Below are 26,142 nucleotides of genomic sequence, written 5' to 3'. Positions count from 1 at the left end.
ATTTTTAGAGTAAACAAACCCCGTTTTCGGGGTTTGTTTGTAGGTAGAACATGTCACATTTAAATTATAATCACCTGTATTACTTTTGGATGACGTATAAGCGTGGCTCGGTTACAGCCGCCGCCGAGGCGCTGTTTCTTACTCCACAAACGGTCACCGGACAAATTAAGTTGTTAGAACAGCGTTTTTCCGGCGAATTGTTTATTCGGCGCGGGCCTAAAATTACGCCTACCGAGCTTGGCCATCTGGTTTACCGCTATGCGGATCGCATGTTTAGTTTAAGTTACGAGATGCTGGATATTGTCAATTACTCCCAGCAGGAGAAGTTATTGTTTGAAGTCGGCGTAGCCGACGCGTTGTCTAAGCGTCTTGCTAGTCGTATTTTACTCTCTGCCGTGCCACCCGATGGCAATATTCGTTTGCGTTGCGTGGAGTCGACCCATGACTTATTGTTGTCGCAGTTGGCCGAGCACAAGTTGGATATGATTCTGTCTGATTGTGGTTTAGATCATGCGCAGCAAAATGGTGTATTAAGTAAAAAGCTGGGGGAGAGCAGTATCGCTTTTTTTGCTAACGAACCGCTACCGACTCTAGATTTCCCCGCCTGCTTAGAACAGCGCAGTTTATTATTACCTTCTCGTACCAGTGCTTTAGGTAGAAAACTATCTACGTGGTTTGATGGCTTGGGTTTGAATGTATCGGTATTGGGGGAATTTGATGACGCCGCTTTAATGAAAGCCTTTGGTGCGTATACCGATGGCATTTTTGTGGCACCGGCAATTTACACCGAAGAAATTTTAGCTAATCCTAATACGCGTTTAATTGGCATAGCTAAAGAATTGACCGAGGAATATCACTTATTATTTGCCGAGCGGATGATTCAGCACCCCTCGGTTCAACAGTTGTGTAATAGCGACTTTTCGAGTTTGTTCTCTGGCCAGCGTTAATTGCGGGATGAAGCGAAAGTATTCGGTTTAGCTATACCAAGTTATTGGTTTAACTTTGTGTTATTTAAATGCAATTTCAACGAATTTTACTGAAATTTATAATATTTTTCATTGTGAGCCTGCTCTAGGTTTTTACTTTTCGCCTGATACTTTTTTGAAGTTAAGCATATTTATCAAAAAAATAGCTTAAATATTCATCATTCAACTCTTAATCTCCATTCAAAACATATCAATAGCAATTTGACTTAGGCTGTATTCAGCGGCAGCTAGTGAGTCAACTCTAATAAATGGCTAGCAAAGACTAGCCAAAATGAACGTTCTGTTAGCTCTGCGTTTTGGCATTTGGCCTCGGTAATAGAGCTGTTGTTCAGAAACGCTTAAGCCCACTCATCTCAATGGGCTTAATTGGCGATGCGAAAGGCATCTAAGCGCAGAAACGAACGGTAGTTGGGCAATATAAATTCGGTTAACACTAAACTTTCCCATGTTTGGCTTCTGCATTTTTAACGGCGAGTAATACGTATGAGTGGCTTGAGAGCGACGAGTGCGGGAAAGGAAGCAAATCATGAAAAAGGTGTTTGCCATAAGTATGGTGGCAGCCTCGATCTCTGCGCAGGCAGAAATTGCGGCAACCCATATTTATCACAACCATATGCCAAACTTTTGGCCTTATTACGACGTAAGTGAATACGATAATCTGGCGGTAGGTGAAGCCATTCGTTACACCTACGACGGTCAAGTTATTAATCTCAAAAACAACCCTCCAGCTAATTACACATTTTTTATTCCTGGCAGCGGCGCACCTATGCCGCATGATGATTTAGTCTCTTACTATCAACATCATGCTAAAACAGGTGCGTACCTTAGCTGGCCGATGGACACGGCTTTAGGCAATAACGGTAATCACCCGCAGAGTCAAACGCATGTGACGATGTCGGCATCGGTGATCAATAACGTACAAAGCTTTGCCGAGCTAGGAAACCTAAGTGGTTATAATTTAGGTTGGGGCGACTATTGGCGTAATACCCAAGCTGCCACTAAAACCACTAATGGTTACAAGGCTTTAGACACTATTCACTTCTCTGGTCACCACTCAATGGGGCCTTTAGTGGGTAATGATTATTTCTTAAAAGATTTGATCTACCAAAATGTGACCTTGGCGCAAGACTATTTTTTAGGCGACTCTTTTACCTCGTCTAAAGGTTTCTTCCCCACCGAGTTAGGTTTCTCTGAGCGGATTATTCCGGCATTAACTAAGTTGGGTATTGAATGGTCTGTATTGGGTAATGTGCACTATTCACGTACCTTACGTGACTATCCTTATCTCAATGATCCGGGTAAAGATACCTTAGTGTCGCCACCAAACCGAGCTGACTTACAAAATGTCAGTGATATTGGTGCATGGACTGAGCTGCACATGTTTAATGAGCAGCAGACTACCTACAATAAATTTCCTTTCGCTTCTATTCCTCACTGGGTGCAATATGTTGACCCTGAAACTGGTGAAGAGCATCGGGTAGCGGGGATCCCTGTTGAGCAAGCGAGTTCTTGGGAAGAAGGTTATCAAGGTTCGATTACTGCCGATGTATTAAAGAGTTTTGAAGGCGATGCCGCATCAATTGGTCGTACTCAATATTTCACCATTGCTCATGATGGCGATAACTCATCAGGCCGAGCGGGTGATGGCGGTACTTGGGCGAACTCTGGCAATGTTACCTATGCTGACAGCGCTGTACGAGGCATGGGGGTTGACGAATACCTGCAAGCCTACCCGATCCCTGCCGATGATGTAGTACACGTTCAAGATGGTTCTTGGATTGATACTCGTGACTCTTCAGCCGATCCAACGTGGTATCACTGGCACATTCCAATGGGTGTGTGGGCAGGACAAATGGCTGATTTCAATACCGTTCACGGTACTGATTTCGAGGCAACTCGCCAGCACATGGTATCACTGGAACTGGGTTACCATTATTTAGAGCGTAACTTCGCCTTGTTACAAGCGGCCGAAAACTACGCCAAAACCGCTGAGCAAATTTGGTTAGATAATAATCCAAATTATTGGAGCCCAACTACGGCCTTAGATAATGAAGTCACCTACCCAGGTAACCAGTTAAACCCATGGATGATGTCTTACCCTGTGAAGGGTGATGCAGCGAATAACTACGCCGGAGGCGCTAACCCTGCTGAGCTAGGCTGGTACTTCTTAATTGCATCGATCGATTCAGGTTTTGGTTACTACGATGAAAACGTAGATGATGGGGTTAAACCTACCGTTTCGTTTAATCAGTCTTTGCACTTCACTCAACCTTACGTGGAAGCTAATTTAAGTCAAGACCAAACCGGCCCATCCATTTGGTGGCCACAACGTTACCCTTATAACCCAGGTAGTGCTAACTCAAGCAAGGCCGAAGGTTGGGCAACCGTCTATGCCGATACTAAATTTGCTATCTATACCTATGGTTACGATGTAAGTGGTATTCAAGACATTAAAGTGAAGGTGCGTGTTCACACCGATAAGTGGGCTACTGCTACGGATAAAACCTTCAAGCTGTATGATCCTAGCGCCCATGCCAGTGATCCCAACGTTGATCCATCACGGGTGGGTGAATGGCAAACCTTTAGCATGACCGAGCGAGACCTTAGTGGTGACATTAATGGTGTAGATTGGCAGCCTAGCGGTAAGGAAATGTTTGAAGTGGTGCCTGCTGAAAAGATTGGCAATATGTACTTTAGCTACATCGACCAGTATCAAGAGCAGTTGTTGGACTACTACATTGAAGCTACCGATAGTAAAGGCAACGTAACCCGTTCTGAAATCCAGCAGGTTTATGTGGGTGCTGGTCAGTTTAGTGCTGTAGGCAATCAAATTGTTGAAGACGTAAATGGTGAGATTGCTGGTGAAGCGATGTTCTTCACTGACAATGTAGTAGTAGGTGACAAACGTCCAGTTGCCGTGATTGATGCCACAGGCGGTGAAGTAGAGGCAGGCACCGTGGTAACACTAAGCGCTGCTGGTTCAACTGATGAAGAAGGTCCTATTGCTAGTTACTTATGGAGCACTGGCGAAACCACACCTTCTATTAGTGTGACTCTTGATGAGCGCACGGCTATTTCGGTCACTGTGACCGACAGTGTTGGCCAAACAGCTTCTGCTAGTGTGACTTATCGCATTGCTGGTCAGTCTTTAACTAGCACGGTGTACTATCAAGATACTAACGGCTGGGGACAAGTTTGTTTGCATTACACTGTGGATGGTGCAGTAACTTGGACTAGCGCGCCTGGTGAAGAGATGCAAAGCTTGGGAGATAACTGGTACAGCTTGACAGTTGATTTGGTAGACGAGACTCAGTTGGAGTTTGTTACTAACAACTGTAGTGGTGCTTGGGACAACAATGGCGGACAAAACTATCAAGTCAGTGATGGTGTTTGGAGTGTTGCCGCCGGTGCCATTGCCGCAGGGATCCCCGATGGCCTAGATGGTAACGCTGCTCCTGTTGCGGTGATTAGCCCTGCTAGTCAAACTGTGACTAAAGGCACTGTTGTTACTCTTAGCGCAGCAGGCTCAAGTGATAGCGACGGATCTATTGCCAGTTACGCTTGGAGCACAGGCGAAAGCAGTGAAGCGATTACTGTAACGGTAAATGAAACACAAACCATTAGCCTGACGGTGACTGACGAACTAGGTAAAACAGCGAGTACCTCTGTTACCTTAACGGTAGCGCCTAATGTGGCCCCTGTGGCGGTGATTTCTCCAGATAGCCAAACCGTAGCAGCGGGTAGCACGGTTACCTTGAGTGCGGCTAATTCTAGCGACCAAGATGGTTCAATCACTTCTTACCTATGGAGTACCGGAGAGACAACATCAAGTATCGATGTGCTAGTGAATGAAACTCAAACGATTACTCTAACAGTAACAGACAACGAAGGTGCCAGCAGCAGTGCTGAAGTGGTGCTTAGTGTAGCGGGTAGTAATAAAGCTAAAAACTTCGAGCAACTATACTTCCGTGGTACGGCTAAAGCTTGGCAGACTAGTGTAATGCAGTTAGTGGCCGATAATACTTGGCAGTTGCAAGTAGAGTTTGACGGGCAACAAGACCAACGCTTCAAGTTTGACCTTAACGGTGATTGGAGTATTAACTACGGCGACAACGGTGCAGATGGCAGCTTGGAACAAACTGGCGCAGATATCTTTACCAGCGTAGTAGGTACTTACTTAATCGAAGTGAACGACCAAACCATGAGCTATAGCATTAGCGAGCTTTATGCCAATAATGCGCCGGTTGCGATCATTGGGGCTTCGGCCATACAAATCGATATTGGCCAAAGCATTACCTATAGTGCAGCGGGCTCTAGCGATAGTGATGGGGTGATAGCAGCTTACTTATGGGGCAATGGTGCAACCACAGAAACCACCACTGTAACCTACGACACAGCGGGCTCCTACGGCATGGCGCTTACCGTGACTGATGATGGTGGTAAAACTGCTCAAGCCTCGGTAGTGGTTGACGTGATTGACCCTAATGCTAACTACACAGGTAACTTCGAGCAGCTTTACTTCCGTGGTACCGCCAATGGTTGGCAAACTACGGCAATGAGTTTGGTGGCGAACAATACCTGGCAGGTGAGTGTCAGCTTTGATGGTCAGCAAGATCAACGCTTTAAGTTTGATGTGAACGGTGATTGGTCTTACAACTTTGGTGATAACAACAGCGACGGTGTAGTGGAGCAAACAGGCTCAGATATTTACACCGATGTGGTTGGTGATTACATCATCGAGTTAAATGACGCTACCATGCAATATCAAATTATCGCCCAGTAAGCGATATTTAACGACAAAAGCCGCTTTTTAGCGGCTTTTTTTGTTTAAAGCTTTCTCATCATTCTGCCGCTATCTAGCGAGTCGAGATTAATTCACGTATAGTCTGCGATGAAGACCCGAGTGAGTAGAAAGATGAACATAGAAGACATGCAGAAGAATGCCAAACCGGCATTAAAGCTATTAAAAGCCCTTGCCAACGAAAGCCGTTTAATGATTTTGTGTCATTTGGTAGAGGGTGAATTAACGGTAGGAGAGTTGAATCAACGGGTTCAGTTGAGTCAATCTGCATTGTCACAACATTTGGCTTGGCTGCGTAAAGACCAATTGGTGGCTACTCGCAAAGAGTCTCAGACTATCTACTACTCTTTAGCCAGTGAAGAGGCTAAGGCCGTGTTGGGACAATTACATAAGTTATATTGTGCTTAATTGTTGAATTACAAATATAAAAAAACCGGCTTAAGCCGTTTTTTTTTCAAGCTCTTAATTTTTAGATTAAAGAGCGTTGATTTTAGCAACAAGACGGCTCTTATGACGAGCGGCTTTGTTTTTGCTGATCAAACCTTTAGACGCGTAACGGTCTAGTACAGGTTGAGCGGCTTGGTATGCAACTTGTGCTGCTTCTTTATCGCCGGCTTCGATAGCTGCAATAACTTTTTTCAAATTAGTGCGCATCATAGAGCGACGGCTAGCGTTATGTTGACGACGCTTTTCAGCTTGGATAGCGCGTTTTTTAGCTGACTTAATATTAGCCAAGTGTAACTCCTGAACTTTGTCTTGGAATTATGAATTTAAAGGCCGTGGAATATGCCCGTTTTTCATGTTTATGTCAAACAATTTTTAACCAACTATAAAATCCAAGCAAGTAAAACTGAAGTAATTGCTCTGCCCGTAGCATCGATCTTTATAGGCGGGTAAACTGTGGCGCAATTCTACCAGCATTTTTTATGTTAGGGCAGAGGAAATTATATTAATTAGCTACAGGAATCGGCATTGAGTAGAACTTTGTTAAAATCAGGCGCCATTGTAAGTGCAATGACGCTGATTTCCCGCGTATTGGGCTTAGCCAGAGATGTGGTGATAGCCAATTTAATGGGCGCAGGGGTGGCGGCAGACGTATTTTTCTTTGCCAATAAAATTCCTAATTTTTTGCGTCGTTTGTTTGCCGAGGGCGCGTTTGCCCAGGCCTTTGTTCCGGTTCTCACTGAATACAAGCAGACCAGTACCGAAGATGAGGTCAGACAGCTGGTAGCCAAAGTTAGCGGCACCTTGGGCGCGGCGGTAAGCGTGGTGACTTTATTGGGGATAGTAGGTTCTCCTTTAGTTGCCGCGTTATTTGGTACCGGATGGTTTATTTCATGGCTGAATGACGGCCCCGATGCCGCTAAATTCGAGTTATCGGCCTTTTTGTTGAAAATCACCTTCCCTTATCTGTGGTTTGTTACCTTTACCGGCTTATCCGGCGCCATTCTGAATGCCTTTGGCCGTTTTGCTGTGGCCGCGTTTACTCCGGTGTTACTCAACGTGGTGATTATTGGTTTTGCGCTGTGGGTATCACCGCAGTTGGCTCAGCCAGAAGTGGGCTTGGCCATGGGAGTATTTTTTGGTGGCTTGTTACAATTTCTGTTTCAGTTGCCTTTCTTGTTTAGATTGAAGCTGCTGTGTAAACCCAGTTGGGGTTGGCGCCATCCGGGCGTAGTAAAAATTCGCACCTTAATGATTCCTGCTTTATTTGGGGTATCGGTCAGTCAAATTAACCTATTGCTTGATACTTTAATTGCCAGTTTTCTGGTGACCGGCTCAATCTCGTGGTTGTACTACTCAGACCGTTTGTTGGAGTTTCCTTTAGGTTTGTTTGGTATCGCCATCGCAACGGTGATTTTGCCCAGTTTGTCGCAGCGCCATGTTGATAAAAGCCCCCAGCAGTTTCAACAAACCATGGATTGGGCGGTGCGCATGGTGTGTTTCTTGGGGATCCCCGCGGCAGTAGGACTAGCAATGTTAGGCCAACCCATTTTGCAGGTCTTGTTTATGCGTGGTGCCTTTGACCAACAAGATGTACTCAATGCCTCCTATAGTTTGATGGCTTATAGCGGAGGTTTGCTGTTCTTCATGTTGGTGAAGGTCTTGGCGCCCGGCTATTACTCGCGTCAAGATACTAAAACGCCAGTAAAGATTGGCATTATCGCCATGTTAAGCAATATGGGCTTCAATTTTATTTTTGCCATTCCTTATGGTTATGTAGGTTTGGCGATAGCTACGGCCCTTTCGGCCCTGTTAAATGCGAGTTTGTTATATCGAGGTCTATATCGCCAAGGAGTATATCGGTTAAGTTCAGCGACCTTACTTTGTATTGCTAAAATTGTTGTGGCTTCGCTATTGATGGGTGGGGTTATAGGCTACTTATCACCCTCTGCTAATGAGTGGTTTGATTTAACTTGGTCGCAGAGTGTGCTGCAACTGATTATCTGTATCTTCGCGGCGTTTTTTGGTTACTTGATTTTATTATTCGGATTAGGGATCCGTTTAGCGCATTTGAAAAGCAGTTTCGGGGCTGTAACTGGGGACTAAACAAGCTATAATCCGCGAGTTTTTGACGAAATAGGCGCCGGAATGGAGTTAATTCGCGGTATACGCAACATTAAAGCACGCCATTATGGGTGTGCTTTAAGTATTGGTAATTTTGATGGTGTGCATTTAGGCCATCAGCAGGTGATTAAGTGTTTGGTGGAACAAGCTCGCCAGCGCGGACTGCCGGCTGTGGTAATGATATTTGAGCCGCAACCACTAGAGGTGTTCGCCAAACATCAAGCTCCAGCTCGAATTAGCCGTTTTCGCGATAAATACCAACAGCTAAAAGCGCTAGGGGTTGATCGCTTATTGGTGGTGCGTTTTAGTCATGCGTTTGCCCAGCAAAGTGCCGACTATTTTATTCGTCATTTATTGGTGGAGTTGTTGGGTGTTAAATACCTTGCCGTGGGCGATGATTTTCATTTTGGCAAGGGGCGTGAGGGCAATTTTGCTCTGCTGCAAGCGGCCAAAGCCGAGTTTGGTTTTGAGCTTACCGCTACCGATTCATTTTGTATGAATCAGCAACGCGTCAGTAGCACCCTGTTACGCCAATATTTAGCTGAATCAGATTTTAATTCGGTGGCGCAGTTACTGGGGCGCCGGTTTAGCTTTAATGGCAAAGTAATTCACGGCCAAAAGTTGGGGCGTCAGTTAGGTTTTGCTACGGCCAATTTAAAAGTGGCGCGTCATGTGTGTCCAATACATGGTGTGTTTGCCATTAAGGCCTACATAGAACATCAGCCAGAGCATCGCTTTTCAGGGATTGCTAACATTGGCTGGCGGCCTACCGCCGCAGGAAAAGATTTATTGGTAGAGGCTCACTTATTTGAGTTTGATGCCGCACTGTATGGACAGCGCTTAGTGGTTGAACCGCAGTTAAAGATACGAGATGAACAAAAATTTGATTCGCTTGAGGCCTTAAAAACCCAAGTGGATCTCGATATTAAGCGAGCAAAAGCCTACTATGGCCTTGCTGAGTAATAGACTGGAAACGTAATTCGATGAGCGACTATAAAGATACTCTTAACCTACCTGAAACTGAATTTCCGATGCGAGGCAATTTAGCGAACCGCGAACCTGCCATGCTGAAACGCTGGAACGAAAAAGATCTGTATGGCCAAATTAGAAAGGCCAAAAAAGGTAAGAAAAGCTTTATTTTGCATGATGGTCCTCCTTACGCTAACGGTAATATTCACCTTGGCCATGCGGTAAACAAGGTGCTAAAAGACATCATCATTAAATCGAAAACTCTATCTGATTTCGATTCTCCTTATGTGCCAGGCTGGGACTGTCATGGTCTGCCCATCGAATTACAAGTTGAGAAAAAAGTCGGTAAGCCGGGTAAAAAGGTCTCTGCTGCTGAGTTCCGCCAAAAATGCCGTGACTATGCCGCTAAACAAATTGATGGTCAGCGTAGTGACTTTATTCGCATGGGGATTTTAGGTGATTGGCAAAATCCTTACCTCACCATGAATTTCGATACCGAAGCCAACATCATTCGCGCTTTGGCTAAAATCATCGACAACGGCCACCTACTACAAGGCTCAAAGCCAGTTCACTGGTGTACTGATTGTGGTAGTGCGCTAGCTGAAGCTGAAGTGGAATATGAAGACAAAACCTCTCCAGCGATTGATGTACGTTTTACAGCCGTTGACGAAGACGAAGTATTAGCCAAGTTTGCCCATCCAGATGGTGTGAGTGGTGAAGGCCCAATTTCTGCGGTTATTTGGACTACTACGCCTTGGACGCTACCGGCAAACCGTGCGGTGGCTATAAACGCTCATCTTGAATATGTGTTGGTACAAATTGAAACCGAAGCGGGTAAAGAACGTTTAATTTTAGCCCGTGAGCTGATGGAGCAGTGTGTTGAGCGCTTTGGCGCTAAGCACTACCATGCTTTGGGTTACTGTCAGGGCCAAGATTTAGAGCTAGTGCAACTGAAACACCCCTTCTATGACTTTACCGTTCCGGTGATTCTGGGTGACCATGTTACCACCGATTCGGGTACTGGTTGTGTGCATACTGCACCAGGCCATGGTCAGGAAGACTTCGCGGTAGGCCAAAAATATCACTTAGAAGTAGCAAACCCAGTGGGTGATAACGGTGTGTACTTGGCTGATACCGAGTTTTTTGCTGGTCAGCATGTATTTAAAGCCAATGATAGTGTGGTAGAAAAACTTAAAGAAACGGGCGCTTTATTACACCATCACGCTTATCGTCATAGCTACCCACACTGCTGGCGTCATAAAACCCCTATTATTTTCCGTGCTACGCCGCAGTGGTTTGTGAGCATGGACCAAAATGGTTTGCGTAAGCAAGCGATGCAAGAGATTGAAAAAACGCAGTGGATCCCTGATTGGGGCCAAAGCCGTATCGAAAGCATGGTAGAAAATCGTCCTGACTGGTGTATCTCGCGTCAGCGCACTTGGGGCGTGCCGATTGCCTTGTTTGTTCATCGCGAAACCAATCAATTACACCCTCGTGCAGTTGAGTTAATGGAAGAAGTCGCTAAACGTGTTGAGCAAACCGGTATTCAGGCTTGGTGGGATTTAGACGCAAAAGAGCTACTGGGTGAGGAAGCAGAGCAATACCGTAAAGTTGAAGATACTCTAGACGTATGGTTCGACTCAGGTTCAACTCACTCTAGTGTAGTAGCCGCACGTAAAGAATTTAATGGTCATTCAGCTGACATGTATCTTGAAGGCTCTGACCAACACCGTGGTTGGTTCCAATCGTCTTTGATGATTTCAACCGCTATCAGTGGCAAGGCTCCTTACCGCCAAGTATTAACCCATGGTTTTACCGTGGATGCCAATGGTCATAAGTTCTCTAAATCTTTAGGTAACGGCATTGCGCCACAAGATATTTGGAACAAGCTTGGTTCTGACATCCTACGTTTATGGATAGCTTCAACTAACTACTCGGCAGAAATGACCGTATCGGACGAAGTGTTTAAACGTAGTGCCGATGCTTATCGTCGTATTCGTAATACTTCCCGCTTCTTATTGGCTAACTTGGCCGGATTTGAGCCAGAGCAGCATCTTGTTGCAGCGCAAGATATGGTTGAACTTGACCGCTGGGTCGTTGGCCGCGCCGCTGCTGTACAACAAGAGATTGTTGATGCTTACGAGCAGTATCAATTCCACGTGGTGTATCAAAAGCTTATGCATTTCTGTTCAATCGAATTGGGTAGCTTCTATTTAGATATCATCAAAGATCGTCAATACACGGCTAAGGCCGATGGTATTGCTCGTCGTTCATGTCAAACTGCGTTGTACCATATCGCTGAGGCTTTAACTCGCTGGATTGCGCCTATTTTAAGCTTTACCGCCGATGAAATTTGGCAAGCTTTACCGGGGCCACGTAGCGAGTTTGTGTTTACCGAAACTTGGTACGAAGGCTTAAACGCCCTAGCGCAAGATAGCGGGATTAACGATGAGTTCTGGGCTCAGCTGATCACTATTCGTGATGAAGTGAATAAGAACTTAGAGCAAGCGCGTCGTGACAAGAAAATTGGTGGAACCTTGGAAGCCAAGGTGACTTTGTTTGTTGATGCTGAGCTAGATAAATTACTAGCGCAACTGGGCGATGAACTACGTTTTGTATTATTAACTTCTGGTGTAACACTTAAGCCTTTAGCTGAAGCTGGTAATCAGGTTGCCGAGACTGAACTAAGCAATCTTAAAGTATTGGTTGAAGTCGCAGAGGCTGAAAAATGTGAGCGCTGCTGGCACCATCGGGAAGATGTGGGCAGCAACCCTGAACATCCTGGTCTTTGCGGACGTTGCGTAACTAACGTAGCGGGTGAAGGTGAGCAACGTCGTTATGCATAATCAGCTTACCGCAAGTAAAGCCAATAGCAGTGGTCTGCGTTGGCTTTGGTTAAGTGTTCTAGTGTTTGCGCTGGATCAGCTGACTAAGTTAGCCATCGCTAAGACCTTTGACCTTTATGAGTCAGTGGCAATAACGCCGTTTTTTAATTTGGTCTCAGTACGCAATTATGGTGCCGCATTTAGCTTTTTAAGTGATGCTGGAGGCTGGCAGCGCTGGTTCTTCACTGCCATCGCGGTGGTGGTGAGTGCCTTGTTACTGTGGTGGATGAAGAAAACGCCAGCCGAACAAAAGCTACCGGCGATTGCTTATGCTTTAGTCTTGGGTGGCGCTATTGGCAATGTGTTTGATCGCATCGTGTTTGGTTACGTGATTGATTTCTTAGATTTTTATGTGGGAAGTTATCATTGGCCTTCATTCAATATTGCTGACTCGGCGATTTGTATTGGTGCGGTGTTGCTAGTACTAGATAGTTTTCTTTCTCCCAAAGCAAAGGATGCTAAATGATTCAGCAAGGAAGTAAGGTAGAACTGCATTTCGTGTTAAAACTGAGTGATGGTTCTATTGCAGAAAGCACTTATAACTACCCTAAGCCGGCACAATTAGTGATAGGCGATGGCAGTTTAAGTGAGGGTTTTGAACAGTGCTTGTTAGGTTTAAAGCCCGGCGATAAAAGCCAGTTTGAACTCTCTGCCGACCAAGCCTTTGGTCAAAGTAATCCTGATAATATTCAGCATTTTGAGCGTAGTAAGTTTGGTGAAGACGCGCCCGCAGAAGAAGGTAATATTATTGCCTTTGCCCAACCTAATGGCAGCGAAATTCCCGGCATTGTTAGAGCCGTTACTGGCGATTCAGTGACAGTGGATTTTAATCATCCGCTTGCTGGCCAAAACGTCATTTTTGAAGTAGAAATTTTAGCGGTAAATTAAGGAGTAATAGTGGAGATACTATTAGCTAATCCTCGAGGTTTTTGTGCCGGTGTTGACCGCGCTATTTCTATTGTTGAGCGTGCCCTAGAAATGTTTGGCGCGCCTATTTATGTGCGTCACGAAGTGGTACATAACCGTTATGTAGTTGATGGTTTACGTAAACGTGGTGCGGAGTTTGTTGACGAACTGAGTGATGTACCTGAAGGCAGCATTTGTATTTTTAGCGCCCATGGTGTGTCGCAAGCCGTTCGTATTGAAGCCAAGCAACGTTCATTAAAAATATTTGATGCTACTTGCCCCTTGGTGACGAAAGTGCACATGGAAGTCACCCGTGCTAGCCGTAAGGGCATAGAGTGTGTGTTGATTGGTCACCAAGGCCACCCTGAAGTGAATGGCACAATGGGTCAATACGATAATCCCGAGGGTGGTATTTACCTCGTTGAGACGGTGGAAGATGTCACTAAACTCAAGGTGAAAAAGCCCGAGCAATTATTTTATTGTACCCAAACCACACTGTCTGTAGACGATACCTCGGCTATCATTGATGCGTTGCGCGAAACCTTTCCAGATATTCAAGGACCACGAAAAGACGACATTTGTTATGCCACCCAGAATCGGCAGGACGCCGTAAAAGATTTGGCTGAAAAGTCTGATGTAGTATTGGTGGTGGGATCAAAGAACTCTTCTAACTCAAACCGTCTACGCGAGAAGGCTGAGAAGTCTGGTGCTCGTGCCTATCTTATTGATGGAGTGAGTGACATCAATTGTCAGTGGTTTGAACAGCATAGTCGAGTTGGCGTTACTGCCGGTGCATCAGCTCCTGAAGTTTTGGTGCAGGAAGTGGTCACTGGCTTAAAAGCGATGGGCGGCGTTACGGTAGTGGAAAACCCTGGCCGTGAAGAAAATACCATTTTTGAAGTTCCCGCCGAATTACGTATTCGCCAACAAAATTAAACGCCTCTCTCATATAGCGTAAAAAACGCAGCAATCTGTGTTGTTTTACGCTATAACCGTAAATATTGATTATTTGTTAAGGCCTCACTATATCGATAGCGGGAAAGCATCAAGGATGGGTTGGTAGGGATGCAAACTAAGGTTAAACTTCGAGCTAGAGGCTTTACTCTGATCGAAGTGATTATCACCACTTTTATATTGGCGATAGGCTTGCTTGCCGTTGTTGCAATGCAGGCTGTTGCTAAACGTTCAAGTTTTGAAACTCAGCAGCGTACTGTGGCTATGCAGCTCGCTGAAGATATGGTTGAACGTATTCGTTTAAATAATCTTGCCTGGCAAGCGAATAATCCCGCTACGGTTATTGTAGGGGATGGCCAAACTGCTAGAACAAGACCCGCCTGTGCCCAAGATAGCGGCATGATGAGCAATTGCTCCATGGCCGATTTGGTTAATTACGATCTCTACCATTGGGAGTATGCGCTTAATGCTAACTCCGCTGAGTCTACTGGTGGTCTGGTTAAACCTAACGGCTGTGTATTGTTGAGTCCCCAAGGTCAGCTCACTGTGGTGGTTAGTTGGTTATCTAGGCAGTCATTTAATGGGATTGCTAGTGGCAATACCGTGGAAGAAAATTGCGGTGCCGAGTCAGATAAGCGTCGTAGCATGCTACTAAGTACCTGGGTGGCGTCATGATTCAGCAACGTGGTTTTACTCTAGTAGAGTGGTTGATTGCCATCGTTATAGGTTTATTTCTCACCGCGGGTATAGGTAGTTTTCTGGTGGCCTCTCAGCGCAGCACCGAATCCACTTACCATAGTGAACAGTTGATGGACAGTGGTCGTATCGCGATGCACTTGATTACTCGCGACTTACAAATGGTGGGTTTTTTTGGCGAATACACCGGCAAACCGATGGTACGAAATTCTGGTGTTATCTTGGCTGCTGGCGCAAATGGCCCAATAGCCAATGACTGTACTATTGATTGGGTGGGTAGTACTCCCGAAGGCTCTTTTCCTTCTGCTGATGGGCGCTTTAGCCCGCTGTTTGTAGGGCAGGTGAATAGTTCTAATTCTCTGAGTGGGCAATATGCCTGTGTCGCCAACCGCAGTAACCTGGTAGTGGATTCTGATGTGATAGGGATTAAACGGGTGATTGGCGCGCCGATGGCTGCTCAGGCAGATCTCGATGATAACCGTTACTATTTTGCGGCTAATACTGCTACCTCACAGATTTTCACCAAAACCGATACTTGGCCTACCGAGGCGGCTATGCCCGGTCGCCAAGTTTGGGAATACCAGCATATTGTGTATTTTCTCGACGTAAGTCCCCAATCGGGTTTACCCGTTTTACGTCAGCTGCATCTAACCAAAACTAGCGGCATGCTTTTGGCGGGAAGCGGTCCTTTGGTTGAAGGCATTGAGCGGATGCGCGTGCTGTTAGGAGTGGATACTGATACCACTCAGGACGGTGCAATTAACGATTTTGTAGCGGCTAGTGCGGTGACGCCCTTACAGTGGAGCGAAGGCCGGGTATTGGGAGCAAAAGTCTTTTTACTGGTGCGCTCATTAACTGAAGATCAAAACTATACTAATGAGACGAGTTACCAACTTGGCGATATCACCGTCGCCGCGGCTAATGACCATTATCGTCGCGCCTTATTTGAGTCAGTGGTTTCATTAAGGAATATGAGGTATTGATGCGAAATGTTTTGATGCTGCGTTCACAAAGCGGCGCCGCCTTATTTGTTGCCATGATCTTTCTGTTGATTCTGAGTTTTCTCGGCGGTGTTTTGCTGAGTAACTCTAATCAAGGCTTAAAAGTGGTGGCAGCGATGGGGGACCGTCTGGGAGCTGAGCATGAATTGGAAGGTGAGATGAATGAGTTAGTGATTGACCCTGACTTACAAGGAGCGATTGGTTCAATGGTTCCTGCTGCGTCTATGCCTGTTTCGGACTTTGTTGCTGGGGCTGATGGAACATTAAGACATTCTGTAGACGGCGTGTGCTCACGTAGCTTTAATGCTAGTAGTAACAATGCAATTACTCAGTGTCGTTATGTAAGAGCAGACGCGAATAAGAATTACGGAAAGGCAAATCGAGCATCCACTTCAATAGCTGCCGGTATAGAGCAGCCGATGCTTTAACTATAAACGGTAAATAGTAGGCTACCAGCCTGCTGAATAGACAAGGAGAGAGCAGATGAACACTCGGTTGAAATCGGGACTGCTTGCTTGGTTGTGCTCTGTGGCAGTAACTATGCCAGTTTGGGCAGATGATACAGAACTTTTCTTATTTGACTTTAATAGTTTAAGTTCTGCGGATCCTAAAGTACTGATTATTTTCGACACATCGGGGAGTATGGCTTGGAATATTACCACTCGCGAAGGTTATAACCGCGATAGCAATGGTGATGTCGAGTATCAAGACTACCCTGAGGCGATCAGTTCACAAAATAGCCTAAACAATGAGTTCATTTATTTTACGGTGAACGGTATTGATGGTTCTTACATTCCTACCGGGGCTAACGAAGACCGTCGTTTTATTTGGGATATTAATAACTGCGCCGCCTCTTATGAAGCACTATCTAAGAACGGCATCTTTACTGGCTACTTTCGCGAGCATCGCGTTCAGGGGGGCACCGGTTCTTGGGAGGATGTGCGTTTAAATAATGGCGCAAACTACACTGTACTAGATTGTCTCGACGACTATGATTTAGCTAGCGATCCCAGCACTGGCGAATTGTTAGATGAAAACGGTAACCCTCGATCCTTTACCGTTAAAATACAGGATCGCGATGGTAATTTTGTTGATAAAGAAATTAAAACTATTAACCCAGGCCAATATCGGATTAGCAATAATGCTTATCAAGCAGCACCGCAAGGACATCCAATTAATGGTGCGGCAAGAAATACCGAAGATTTCTACACCTTAGATAAGGGCGCTGCCGAGCAAACTACCAAAGCAACTTTTGATGATGGTTATTTAATCACCCTATATTCGGCCAATTATCTGCGCTGGTATCACTACGGAGATGCTACAACCACTCGCCCGCGGATCGAAATTGCTCAAGAGGCGATGGAAAATGCCCTCAACACCATTAATGGCGTTAAGTTTGGTTTAATGGTATTTAACGAGTCTAATCATGGTGGACGAGTTATTAGAGGTATTCAAGCCTCTGATGATAACCAGGATTTAATTTCTGATATTATCGATTTAACCGCTGAGGGGGGGACGCCCTTGGTGGAAACCCTAATGGAAGCTAAGCATTACTTTGCCGGCGAAGCCGTTGACTATGGGAAAAGGGGTAACAATTCTGAACAAAATGATCGCGATAGAAGTATAGAGTCAAATAATAACTATATTTCGCCCTATGAAGTGGGCTGTGATAGTTCCATTAATATTATTTATGTCACCGATGGTACCCCCTCCGTTGATGACGAAGAAAATACCAACGTAGGCAATTTGCCGATCAATACTCCGAATGTAGCAGGCTGTGATGGTGCCACCACGGTGAATGGTTGTACTTGGAAGAACCCGGTTGGTTTTGGTACTGGAAGCGAAACAAGTTATTTACCAGTACTGGCTAAATGGATGAATACTAATGATATTAATCCCGATATGGCTGGCCGCCAATATGCCAAGATTTCGACTATTGGTTTTGGTGAACAGGTAATTGAAGGCGGCTCCGCAATGTTAATCAAAACAGCGGAAAATGCCCAAGGTCGTTTTTATCCAGCTGAGGATGGGGTGGCTTTAGAAGCGGCATTTCGTCAGGCACTTATTGGTATTTATGAAGAAACTTCCTCCCTTGTTTCGCCTGCGGTGACCAGTAATAATTTCGACCGTACTCGGACCCTAGACCGAGTTTATTATGCGATGTTTAAACCCTCTCTCACACCGCGTTGGCGAGGCAATCTGAAAAAGCTTCAGTTGACCCCCGCGGGCTATATGGCCGATCAAAATGGTCAGCCTGCGATTGGCGCCGACGGTTCGATTATTGATGAAGCTAAGACCTACTGGTCGTCAATTAAAGATGGTAATAATGTCGAGCTAGGCGGGGTGTCGGAAACCCTAGCCAGTAACGATTCGCGTAACGTGTATTTCAATCAAACTAATAATGGTAGTTTTAGCCGTTTTACCAGTGCTAACTTAGAGACTCGGGCGGGTAGTACTACTTTATTGGCTAATCATTTAGGTGTACCTGAAGCCGATCTAACAGAACATATTGATTGGATCAAAGGCGCCGATGTTGACGATGATGATGGTGATAGTAGCACCGCCATTCGTAATGATTTGATGGGTGACCCTTTGCATTCGCGTCCCTTGGTCATTAACTACGGCTTACGCAGTGGTGCAGATGCAGGTAGTACTGACCCCGACGATATGGATATTCGCATTTTGGTTGGCACCAATGGCGGGGCTATGCACCTGTTTAAGGATGCGGGGGCTACGGTATCCGAAAGTTGGGCTTTCTTCCCCTATGAGTTGCTAGGACGGCAAAAGACCTTGCGTAATAACATTGCTAGTTCGCAACATGTTTATGGGGTTGATGGCACTCCTACCGTCTTCTTAAAAGATGTTGATAACGACGGTAAATATACTTCTAGCGGCGATAAGGTGCTGGTATTTACTGGCCTACGGCGCGGCGGTGATGCCTATTACGGCATGGACTTGACCAACCCTGACTTACCTAAAATGCTGTGGAAGATAGATAGCTCCAGCACTGGTATGAGTGAATTAGGGCAAAGTTGGTCACAACCTAGTGTGGGTTATGTACCAGGGCATAGTAACCCTGTGGTGATTTTTGGTGCGGGTTATGATGTGAACCAAGACTTAGCTAACCCTGCAGCTGATGATCAAGGCCGAGGAGTATTCATTGTTGATGCCTTAGATGGCAGTTTGGTTTGGAGCCTAACCAACGCCGATGACGCGCGTTTAACCCATAGTGTTCCTGCTCGCGTTGCCACCTTGGATGCTGACGGTGACGGTGCTATTGACCGACTCTATTTTGGTGATACTGGTGGTCAAGTATGGCGAGTAGATCTTTATTCTAGCAATCAAGATAAGTGGAAAATGACCGCTTTAGCCAGCATTAGTGATCAGTCGGAAGTGACCCAACGTCGTAAGTTTTTCACTGAACCAGTGATTGTGAGAACTTATTTGAAAAAACTAACTCGAGTGACCACAGGGGAAGGAGAAAACCAAGTTACCATCACCGATGCTCAGCAAATTCCTTACGATGCGGTATTAATAGGTAGTGGTGACCGGACTAAGCCGGTAAGTGATAAAGACCCGGATGGCGTGGATAATAGTTTCTATATGTTCCGAGATTACAATGTACAGCCAACGGATTTTACCGCGCTGGGCTCAAGCTCGCAGCCGGTGGCGATAGTGTCTAATGAGTTATATAACATCACTAGCGATCCTATTGGTAGTTTAAGTGATGAAACCGCCATCGAAACCCAGCTGATTGCGCTGGGTTCTGCCAAAGGTTGGGTTTATAACTTGCTTGACGACGGAGAAAAATCATTGGGAGCGGCTTTGGTATTGGGCGGCGAGTTGTACTTTACTTCTTTTATTCCTGAAACGACTAACTCAGAAACCTGTACTATTCCTACCATTGGTAAAGGGCGTACTTACGCCATAGATATGCATATTGGCCTTAATACCAGTAGCTCTCGTTACTATGATGTGGATAACAAAGTACCTGATGACTTGATTATTCACTCTGGTGAAGACGAGCAGGGAGAATCGGTAGTCCGAGTCTTTGGAGGTGACCCCGGAGAAGACCTCGATTACGACGACCAAGATGAAACCCAAGAGCACACTTGTGAAGAAGCTGGCGCGTGTTCTCAGGGTTCTCGAGAGGCCAATATGAATATGAGCCCTAAACAAATTTACTTTTATTTTAATGAGGATTAAATGAGCCGTTTAGTACGTGGCGTAACGCTGATTGAATTAATGATTGCGGTGGCGATTGTGGCAATTTTAGCTGCGGTCGCTTACCCGGCTTATACCTCGTTTGTGGCTGAGTCGCGCCGCTCAGAGGCGAAGAAAGAGCTGGCTAGCTTGGCGGTATTACAAGAGCAGTTTTATGTGGATAATTCAGTCTATGCCTCTGATTTAGTGAGTTTAGGTTTAGCAGCCTCAGGAGCCACCAGTTACAATACCGAGAATGCGTATTATAAGATTACTTTAAGCACCTCTTCGGCAAATAGTACCTATACGGCTCAGGCGACCGCTATTGGTTCTCAACTATCCGCAGATACAGATTGCAAAATATTTAGCATTAATGATGAGGGTGCCAAGTTAGCGAAGGACGCTCTCGGAAATACAAACTCAGACTGTTGGTGATAACTATGAAAGGCTTAACAATATTGCTGTTGGTGATGCTACCGCTTTCTTTTAGCTGGGGTAAAACCGTTAAATGTTATATGGCTGGGGATAAAGGTAAGGATCAAGTAGTCATAGCTACACCTAAGGGTCTAAACAAGATGCAGGAGATTAATGATGAAATGTATCGTCGTTATGCCGAGCATGGTAAAACGATAAATAAACTAGGTAATATTACCCAATTTGAATGTGTTGAGTTTGAGCGCAAGTTTAGTAGCAAAGCTGCCAATACTCGCTTTTCAGAAATGCAATACTAAGCGGTTTTTATAATGGGCAAGTTGCTTCGGTATCAAAGCGCACGCTGCCCCCTCTGCTTACGGCTACTCCTTTTATGTAGCTATTGTCATTTGAACAGAAATAAACGCTACCGGAGTTACCTGAAATAAGCCCGTCGCTAGCAAATGACAAGGAATTGATTGCGCCTACAAAGCCGGCACTACCGGCTTTATTAAAGGGGTCGGCCGCCTGTAATACTTTTTCTCCTGCATCTAGTTTGGTATTACCATTATCGTCGGCAAATACGGTTAAGCCATCTTTCATATCGCCACCACAATCACTACCATTACTTGCTAGTGCGCAAATAACAACAGTTTGGTTAAGGTCTATGGCTTGGCTTCGAGCAAAACGGATTTCTCGCATTATGCGATTGGCCGAAGCATCACCCGACATTGATTGAAATAGGCCATTTAAACTAGGTACGCCTATGCCGAGTAAGATAACAGCAATCGCCACGGTGACCATTAATTCTAATAAAGTAAAGCCAAGTTGTTGTTTCAAGAGACGCTGCCTTTCATTCCATTGTTACTTTAATAATATACCGCTAAAAAAAATCTTGCTGGCTTAGCTTAACGTTATCATAGCAAACATGGTTTTGTGCAATTGAATGAACCAATAAGGGATGGCGCCGACATTTTTGTGCTTAGTCGATGGTAGCCTAGAGAGTTGTTTTGAGATGTTTTTATGCTGGATATTTTCACCTTTTTAACAATTTCATGCATCTAGCTGGCGCTTAACATTGTCACTTGCTTACGCTTGGCTTAAAGTAAAGGCATAGCGTGTCAACAAAATGAAATATAAGGAAGTTTATATGAAGCAAGTAACGGCAATTATCAAGCCATTTAAAATGGATGATGTTCGCGAAGCTTTAGCGGAAATTGGTATCACCGGTATGACGGTCACCGAAGTAAAAGGCTTTGGTCGTCAGAAAGGACATACAGAACTGTACCGTGGTGCAGAGTACAAAGTTGATTTTCTTCCGAAAATGAAACTGGAGTTAGTGGTTCAGCAAGACGATCTTGATCGTTGTATCGAAACTATCGTGAAAACAGCCCAAACCGGTAAAATTGGTGATGGTAAGATTTTTGTGCGTGATGTTGACCGAGTTATTCGTATTCGTACTGGTGAAGAAAACGACGACGCTATTTAACAGTTATTGTTTTGGTTGCTTGAATAATTTTTAGCAGCCGCCAGCTCAATTTTTGCTTACTTCTATAAATAATCCGAGTCTTGCTACTCGGATTATTTTTATGCTTTCCTTGCCTAGCCCTCGCTTGTTTGCCGTTTGTATTTTTTGCCGTTTGAGGGCAAGATAAGCGGGTTGTTTATAAGCAACATATTCTCAGGGCGGGGTGTAACTCCCCACCGGCGGTAGTTAGTTGTTAAGCTAAGAGCCCGCGAGCGCCTATGTATATTTCTAAGTATATTTAGGGTCAGCAGATCTGGTGAATCCCACAAGGGGCTAGTCCAGAGCCGACGGTAATTTACAGCGTGCTGTAATCAGTCCGGATGGAAGAGAATCATGTATCAAAGTACTACCTATCTAATGGGTAGTAGACTTAGCCTTTGGCTAAGCTTTTGTTGATGCCGATAATTTACTTCGAACCTAGTTTGAAGACATTCCTATTGCCCTGATTCTGGAAACCTAATCTTGTAGTTTAAGGACTTTAACCATGAATCAGTCATTACTTGCCGAATACGGCAACCCTATGCAACGTGTCGAGACCGCTTTAGCCGCATTAGCTAAAGGCCACGGGGTATTGTTAGTTGACGATGAAGATCGTGAAAACGAAGGCGATCTTATTTTTGCTGCAGAAACACTAACTAATCAGCAAATGGCGATGTTAATTCGTGAATGTAGCGGTATTGTTTGTTTGTGTTTGAACGATGATAAAATCAAACAATTACAGCTTCCACCAATGGTTAGCGATAATTCTAGTCAATTTGGTACAGCTTTTACCGTGAGCATTGAAGCCAAAGTAGGAGTGACAACAGGCGTATCCGCAGCCGACCGAGTGACCACCATTAAAACTGCGATTGCCGATGATGCCAAAGCTGAAGATTTAGCCCGTCCCGGCCATGTATATCCTTTGCGCGCCCAGCCCGGCGGTGTGCTGTCACGTCGTGGTCATACCGAAGGTACGGTTGATCTAATGAGTTTAGCCGGCTTGCGTCCAGCCGGTGTATTGTGCGAACTCACCATGGCCGATGGCACTATGGCCCGTTTACCGCAAATCGTGGAATTCGCCCGGCAACATGATATGCCAGTATTGAGCATCGAAGATATTGTCAGTTACCGAAAAGCGACCATCGAGCAAGCCAGCTAAGGCATTACCGACGAAACAAAAAATTAGGGGCTCATGGCGAGCCCCTAATGGATTAAGCGTTTAGTTCTATTGTTGTTATATGTTGTCACAGTGTAAACAGCTAATGAAAATATAACGTATTTTTAACAACGTAGTGACTTTTCCTCACTTACATTTAGCGATATTTTTATAAACTGTGAGTCGAAGCGCCTTCTGCTGTGCCATATTGACCTGCTTTTTAGGTAAGTGACTTGGCCTTATTAGGCTTAGCTTTTTTAGCTGGTTTATCTTTTTTAACTGGATTAGCTAACACAAATTCGATTCTACGCTGGTCTAAATCGACGCGAGCCAGTGTTACCGATATTGACTGACCAATGTTATAGGCTTTGGCTTTGCGTTCTCCCATTAAGCGCTGTTTAGCCGCATCGAAGTGATAAAAATCATCGGCTAAGGCGCTAATATGAATACTGCCTTCAACTGGTATGTCTGCCAACTCAACAAATAGGCCAAAGCTGTTTACCCCACTAATGGTGGCTTGAAACTGTTCGCCTAGCTTAGTTTGCATGTAGTGACATTTTAGCCATGCATCTACTTCCCAACTCGCCTCATCGGCGCGGCGAGCGACTAAAGAGCAATGTTCAGCTAGCGCCAGTATTTCGCTTATCTGATAGGGATAGTTTTGCTTAAAGGGTAATGGCTTTGCCTGCTCGACGCGTTTAACCGGGTCAAAACCTTTGCCGCTTAGGTTCTTAACCATGCGTTTAATCAGTCCGCCAGATTCTTTACTACGAATGACCGCGCGAATCGCTCGGTGAACCAGCAAGTCGGGATAACGGCGGATCGGTGAGGTAAAGTGCGCGTAGGCATCAAAGGCTAAACCAAAGTGGCCGTCATTTTCTGGACTATAAACGGCCTGATTCATTGAGCGTAACAACATAGTTTGAATCGTGGCTGCGTCTGGCCGCGCAGCCGTTTGGCTAAGTAACTGGTTGTAATCGGCTGGGCTGGGCTGCTCGCCGCCAGCAAGATTAAGCCCGCGCTCAGCCAGAAAACTCCGTAAATCTTTGAGTTTTTTGGCTTTAGGGCCTTGGTGAACCCGATACAGCGAAGGGATTTTTAGTTGGCTTAAAAAGGCCGCCGTTGCCAAGTTAGCACACAACATACACTCTTCAATTAGCCGATGTGCATCGTTGCGCAGGACTGGCACAATTTGCTCAATCTTCGCTTCGCTGTTAAAGATAAAACGGCTTTCCTGAGTACTAAAGTCAATGGCGCCGCGGCGTTGGCGAGCTTCGGCTAATACACGATATAAAGCGTGTAATTGCTGAATATCACTCACCAACTCGCTATGCGGGCTGGTTTGTTGCTGAGCTTCACTCGCCGTTAATAGGTGGCCAACTTCGCTATAAGTTAAGCGCGCATGCGAATGGATCACCGCTTCATAGAACTGGTAGGCCAGCATCTCACCGGCTTGGCTTATTTGCATCTCACACACCAGTGCAAGTCGATCTTGTTTCGGTTTTAGGGAACACAAACCATTAGAAATCGCTTCCGGTAACATCGGCACGACATGGCCGGGAAAATACACCGAGGTGCCACGTTTTTGCGCTTCTTGATCCAGCTCGGTGCCCGCTTTGATGTAGTGAGATACATCGGCAATGGCTACCCAAAGCCGCCAGCCACCGTGCTTATTGGCTTGACAATAAACCGCGTCGTCGAAGTCTTGGGCATCTTCACCATCAATGGTCACGAAGGGAAGGGCGCGTAAGTCTATGCGCTTAAGTTTGTCTTGCTCACTCACTTCTTCACCTAGCTGTTCGGCCTGTTGTAAGACTTGTTCTGGCCATTTGTGAGGAATGTCATGATTGTGTAAGGCCAGTGTGATTTCCATACGTGGGGCCAGCGGCTCACCGAGTATTTCACTCACATGAGCCTGGGCATTACGGCGTTTGTGGGGATAATCAACCAGCTCGGCACTCACGTATTGGCCGTCTTGGGCTCCCAGTAACTGCGCTTCGGGAATTTCGATGCGCTGAGTAATTTTTTGGTTATTGGCTAGCAGATAATAAGTACCATCGCGCTGTTCTACTCGGCCTACTAACTGGCGAGTATTGGCTTGCAATACTTTAATTATGCGTGCTTCTTCGCGGCCGCGTTGGTTAAAGCCGTTGGCTAGGGCTAATACCACGTCGCCATCAAAGACTTTAGCCATTTGACTGGAGTGCAATACAAAGTCTTTTTCATGTCCTTCGCAACGTAAAAAGCCGAAGCCTTCACGGTGACCAATCACGGTGCCTTTGAGGTATTCATCTTCAGCTACTGGCCAGTAGTGGTGATTTCTATCGCTGTGCACTTGGCCGTCACGACTCATGGCTATTAGCCGACGACGTAGCGCCTCAAGTTGTTCATCAGTGGTGAGCTTTAATTGTTGGCCAATGCTTTGTTTATTGAGTGCTCGGCCTTGCTGTTTTAGCAGGCTTAGAATAGCGGCACGGTCAGGGATCGGATTGGCGTATTGAGTTTGTTCAGTGCTTGAGTGTTTACTCATGGTTATGGTTCTCTACTATCTTGGCCATTAACCTTGCTCTGGAAAAACTATCAAGTGGTGTAGTGATACAGTTCAGATATTAATCTCAAGGTGGTGAGGCCGTGGCTCGTACTACGAGTCACAATTAATCGGATTTGGTTCAGTTCGCGGCTTGGGCGATGCTGCCAATGTATTTTACTGTTGTGTCGCAGCCTAAAGGCCTTATATGACAAAAACAATAATCAGGGAAAACGAGCTGGAATTTAAAACGACGAACGAAGCTAAATGAAGGCAAGCTAGAAACGGTGTTTAAAAAATAAACTGATTTTCATATGCCCGCCACTCTATAGGTTTACGTGAGAAAGTCAACGTCTGTGATGACTAATTAGCTCAGCTCAGGCTCGAACATGGTGGTATGGGCGAATTTTACTAGGGTTAAGATCAGCGCATGTAGATAGTTATCTTCGCGGCTGGCTAAGCCATTGGTGAGCAGGCCTATGGCGCCACCTTTTTGTTTGATGTTAGTGGTATTAAATAGTTCATCCATCAAGGGACCAAGTTCTGCGCCTTGCTTAAGCGCTTGAAAAACC

General features: G+C 45.5%; 21 protein-coding genes and 1 riboswitch. Of the genes, 17 read left to right on the top strand and 4 right to left on the bottom strand.

Features of this window, described 5'->3' with window-relative positions; all coding sequences use genetic code 11:
- Nucleotides 1-50: 50 nt before the first annotated feature.
- From nhaR to ACQY6Q_RS00455, 3 genes are all read left to right on the top strand, one after another.
- A complete protein-coding gene (gene nhaR, locus ACQY6Q_RS00465) occupies nt 51-947 on the top strand; it encodes a transcriptional activator NhaR (protein WP_427976569.1) in 897 nt (298 codons plus the stop codon).
- A gap of 565 nt (nt 948-1,512) precedes the next feature.
- Nucleotides 1,513-5,769: a PKD domain-containing protein gene (locus tag ACQY6Q_RS00460; RefSeq protein WP_427976566.1), complete on the top strand. Its 4,257-nt coding sequence runs from the start codon at nt 1,513-1,515 to the stop codon at nt 5,767-5,769.
- 132 nt (nt 5,770-5,901) lie between these two features.
- Nucleotides 5,902-6,195: an ArsR/SmtB family transcription factor gene (locus ACQY6Q_RS00455; RefSeq protein ID WP_427976572.1), complete on the top strand. Its 294-nt coding sequence runs from the start codon at nt 5,902-5,904 to the stop codon at nt 6,193-6,195.
- A 66-nt stretch (nt 6,196-6,261) separates the two neighbouring features.
- Here the strand turns inward: ACQY6Q_RS00455 and rpsT are convergent, their stop codons facing one another.
- The gene (gene rpsT, locus ACQY6Q_RS00450) at nt 6,262-6,522 is read right to left on the bottom strand and encodes a 30S ribosomal protein S20 (protein WP_055734415.1); all 261 of its coding nucleotides are present in this window, start codon (nt 6,520-6,522) and stop codon (nt 6,262-6,264) included.
- Nucleotides 6,523-6,759: 237 nt separating this feature from the next.
- On the opposite strand from rpsT, the gene murJ reads away from it, so the two are divergent.
- From murJ to ACQY6Q_RS00390, 12 genes are all read left to right on the top strand, one after another.
- Complete coding sequence (murJ, locus tag ACQY6Q_RS00445) at nt 6,760-8,337, top strand: murein biosynthesis integral membrane protein MurJ (RefSeq protein WP_427976564.1); 1,578 nt, start codon at nt 6,760-6,762, stop codon at nt 8,335-8,337.
- Nucleotides 8,338-8,379: 42 nt separating this feature from the next.
- Nucleotides 8,380-9,318, top strand: a complete 939-nt coding sequence (gene ribF / locus ACQY6Q_RS00440; RefSeq protein WP_427976561.1) for a bifunctional riboflavin kinase/FAD synthetase — start codon at nt 8,380-8,382, stop codon at nt 9,316-9,318.
- A 20-nt stretch (nt 9,319-9,338) separates the two neighbouring features.
- Entirely contained in the window at nt 9,339-12,170 is a 2,832-nt protein-coding gene (gene ileS, locus ACQY6Q_RS00435; RefSeq protein WP_427976559.1) for an isoleucine--tRNA ligase, read from the top strand.
- Complete coding sequence (gene lspA, locus ACQY6Q_RS00430) at nt 12,163-12,675, top strand: signal peptidase II (protein ID WP_427976557.1); 513 nt, start codon at nt 12,163-12,165, stop codon at nt 12,673-12,675. The genes ileS and lspA overlap by 8 nt, the downstream gene beginning before the upstream one ends.
- On the top strand, nt 12,672-13,097 hold the full coding sequence (gene fkpB / locus ACQY6Q_RS00425; protein ID WP_055734419.1) for an FKBP-type peptidyl-prolyl cis-trans isomerase: 426 nt from the start codon (nt 12,672-12,674) through the stop codon (nt 13,095-13,097). Before lspA ends, fkpB begins: the two co-directional genes overlap by 4 nt.
- A 9-nt stretch (nt 13,098-13,106) precedes the next feature.
- A complete protein-coding gene (ispH, locus tag ACQY6Q_RS00420; RefSeq protein ID WP_427976555.1) occupies nt 13,107-14,051 on the top strand; it encodes a 4-hydroxy-3-methylbut-2-enyl diphosphate reductase in 945 nt (314 codons plus the stop codon).
- Between the two features lie 129 nt (nt 14,052-14,180).
- Nucleotides 14,181-14,744, top strand: a complete 564-nt coding sequence (gene pilV, locus ACQY6Q_RS00415) for a type IV pilus modification protein PilV (RefSeq protein WP_427976553.1) — start codon at nt 14,181-14,183, stop codon at nt 14,742-14,744.
- Entirely contained in the window at nt 14,741-15,748 is a 1,008-nt protein-coding gene (locus ACQY6Q_RS00410) for a PilW family protein (RefSeq protein WP_427976551.1), read from the top strand. Before pilV ends, ACQY6Q_RS00410 begins: the two co-directional genes overlap by 4 nt.
- The gene (locus ACQY6Q_RS00405; RefSeq protein ID WP_427976549.1) at nt 15,745-16,194 is read left to right on the top strand and encodes a hypothetical protein; all 450 of its coding nucleotides are present in this window, start codon (nt 15,745-15,747) and stop codon (nt 16,192-16,194) included. Before ACQY6Q_RS00410 ends, ACQY6Q_RS00405 begins: the two co-directional genes overlap by 4 nt.
- Before the next feature lie 55 nt (nt 16,195-16,249).
- On the top strand, nt 16,250-19,972 hold the full coding sequence (locus ACQY6Q_RS00400) for a pilus assembly protein (RefSeq protein ID WP_427976546.1): 3,723 nt from the start codon (nt 16,250-16,252) through the stop codon (nt 19,970-19,972).
- Nucleotides 19,973-20,404 carry a type IV pilin protein gene (locus tag ACQY6Q_RS00395; RefSeq protein WP_055734428.1) on the top strand — a complete coding sequence of 144 codons (432 nt, stop codon included), beginning with the start codon at nt 19,973-19,975 and terminating at the stop codon, nt 20,402-20,404. It begins immediately after the preceding gene.
- Between the two features lie 5 nt (nt 20,405-20,409).
- Nucleotides 20,410-20,700 carry a hypothetical protein gene (locus ACQY6Q_RS00390; RefSeq protein WP_427976544.1) on the top strand — a complete coding sequence of 97 codons (291 nt, stop codon included), beginning with the start codon at nt 20,410-20,412 and terminating at the stop codon, nt 20,698-20,700.
- A gap of 7 nt (nt 20,701-20,707) precedes the next feature.
- Here ACQY6Q_RS00390 and ACQY6Q_RS00385 read toward each other — a convergent pair whose 3' ends face one another.
- A complete protein-coding gene (locus ACQY6Q_RS00385; RefSeq protein WP_427976542.1) occupies nt 20,708-21,220 on the bottom strand; it encodes a GspH/FimT family pseudopilin in 513 nt (170 codons plus the stop codon).
- A gap of 310 nt (nt 21,221-21,530) precedes the next feature.
- Here ACQY6Q_RS00385 and glnB point away from each other — a divergent pair, with 310 nt between their 5' ends.
- Nucleotides 21,531-21,869, top strand: coding sequence for a nitrogen regulatory protein P-II (gene glnB, locus ACQY6Q_RS00380; RefSeq protein WP_055734432.1), 339 nt, complete (start codon nt 21,531-21,533; stop codon nt 21,867-21,869).
- A 184-nt stretch (nt 21,870-22,053) separates the two neighbouring features.
- A riboswitch (FMN riboswitch) is annotated at nt 22,054-22,244 on the top strand.
- 148 nt (nt 22,245-22,392) lie between these two features.
- A complete protein-coding gene (ribB, locus tag ACQY6Q_RS00375) occupies nt 22,393-23,046 on the top strand; it encodes a 3,4-dihydroxy-2-butanone-4-phosphate synthase (RefSeq protein WP_427976539.1) in 654 nt (217 codons plus the stop codon).
- Nucleotides 23,047-23,263: 217 nt separating this feature from the next.
- On the opposite strand, the gene rnr is transcribed toward ribB, so the two are convergent.
- Both rnr and ACQY6Q_RS00365 read right to left on the bottom strand, forming a co-directional pair.
- A complete protein-coding gene (gene rnr / locus ACQY6Q_RS00370) occupies nt 23,264-25,573 on the bottom strand; it encodes a ribonuclease R (RefSeq protein ID WP_427976536.1) in 2,310 nt (769 codons plus the stop codon).
- A 364-nt stretch (nt 25,574-25,937) separates the two neighbouring features.
- On the bottom strand, nt 25,938-26,142 hold a 205-nt coding region (locus ACQY6Q_RS00365; RefSeq protein WP_427976534.1), incomplete at its 5' end, for a DUF84 family protein.

Source organism: Agarivorans sp. (assembly GCF_050295395.1).
GTDB lineage: Bacteria > Pseudomonadota > Gammaproteobacteria > Enterobacterales > Celerinatantimonadaceae > Agarivorans.
The sequence above is the reverse complement of the archived record's forward strand: the minus strand, read 5'-3'. Positions and strand labels throughout refer to the sequence as shown.

Bases quoted from the DNA above. Each gene is read 5' to 3' on its own strand.
- nhaR (WP_427976569.1), top strand. From the start codon at position 51: ATGTCACATTTAAATTATAATCACCTGTATTACTTTTGGATGACGTAT.
- ACQY6Q_RS00460 (WP_427976566.1), top strand. From the start codon at position 1,513: ATGAAAAAGGTGTTTGCCATAAGTATGGTGGCAGCCTCGATCTCTGCG.
- ACQY6Q_RS00455 (WP_427976572.1), top strand. From the start codon at position 5,902: ATGAACATAGAAGACATGCAGAAGAATGCCAAACCGGCATTAAAGCTA.
- ribF (WP_427976561.1), top strand. From the start codon at position 8,380: ATGGAGTTAATTCGCGGTATACGCAACATTAAAGCACGCCATTATGGG.
- ileS (WP_427976559.1), top strand. From the start codon at position 9,339: ATGAGCGACTATAAAGATACTCTTAACCTACCTGAAACTGAATTTCCG.
- lspA (WP_427976557.1), top strand. From the start codon at position 12,163: ATGCATAATCAGCTTACCGCAAGTAAAGCCAATAGCAGTGGTCTGCGT.
- fkpB (WP_055734419.1), top strand. From the start codon at position 12,672: ATGATTCAGCAAGGAAGTAAGGTAGAACTGCATTTCGTGTTAAAACTG.
- pilV (WP_427976553.1), top strand. From the start codon at position 14,181: ATGCAAACTAAGGTTAAACTTCGAGCTAGAGGCTTTACTCTGATCGAA.
- ACQY6Q_RS00410 (WP_427976551.1), top strand. From the start codon at position 14,741: ATGATTCAGCAACGTGGTTTTACTCTAGTAGAGTGGTTGATTGCCATC.
- ACQY6Q_RS00400 (WP_427976546.1), top strand. From the start codon at position 16,250: ATGAACACTCGGTTGAAATCGGGACTGCTTGCTTGGTTGTGCTCTGTG.
- ACQY6Q_RS00395 (WP_055734428.1), top strand. From the start codon at position 19,973: ATGAGCCGTTTAGTACGTGGCGTAACGCTGATTGAATTAATGATTGCG.
- ACQY6Q_RS00390 (WP_427976544.1), top strand. From the start codon at position 20,410: ATGAAAGGCTTAACAATATTGCTGTTGGTGATGCTACCGCTTTCTTTT.
- glnB (WP_055734432.1), top strand. From the start codon at position 21,531: ATGAAGCAAGTAACGGCAATTATCAAGCCATTTAAAATGGATGATGTT.
- ribB (WP_427976539.1), top strand. From the start codon at position 22,393: ATGAATCAGTCATTACTTGCCGAATACGGCAACCCTATGCAACGTGTC.
- rnr (WP_427976536.1), bottom strand. From the start codon at position 25,573: ATGAGTAAACACTCAAGCACTGAACAAACTCAATACGCCAATCCGATC.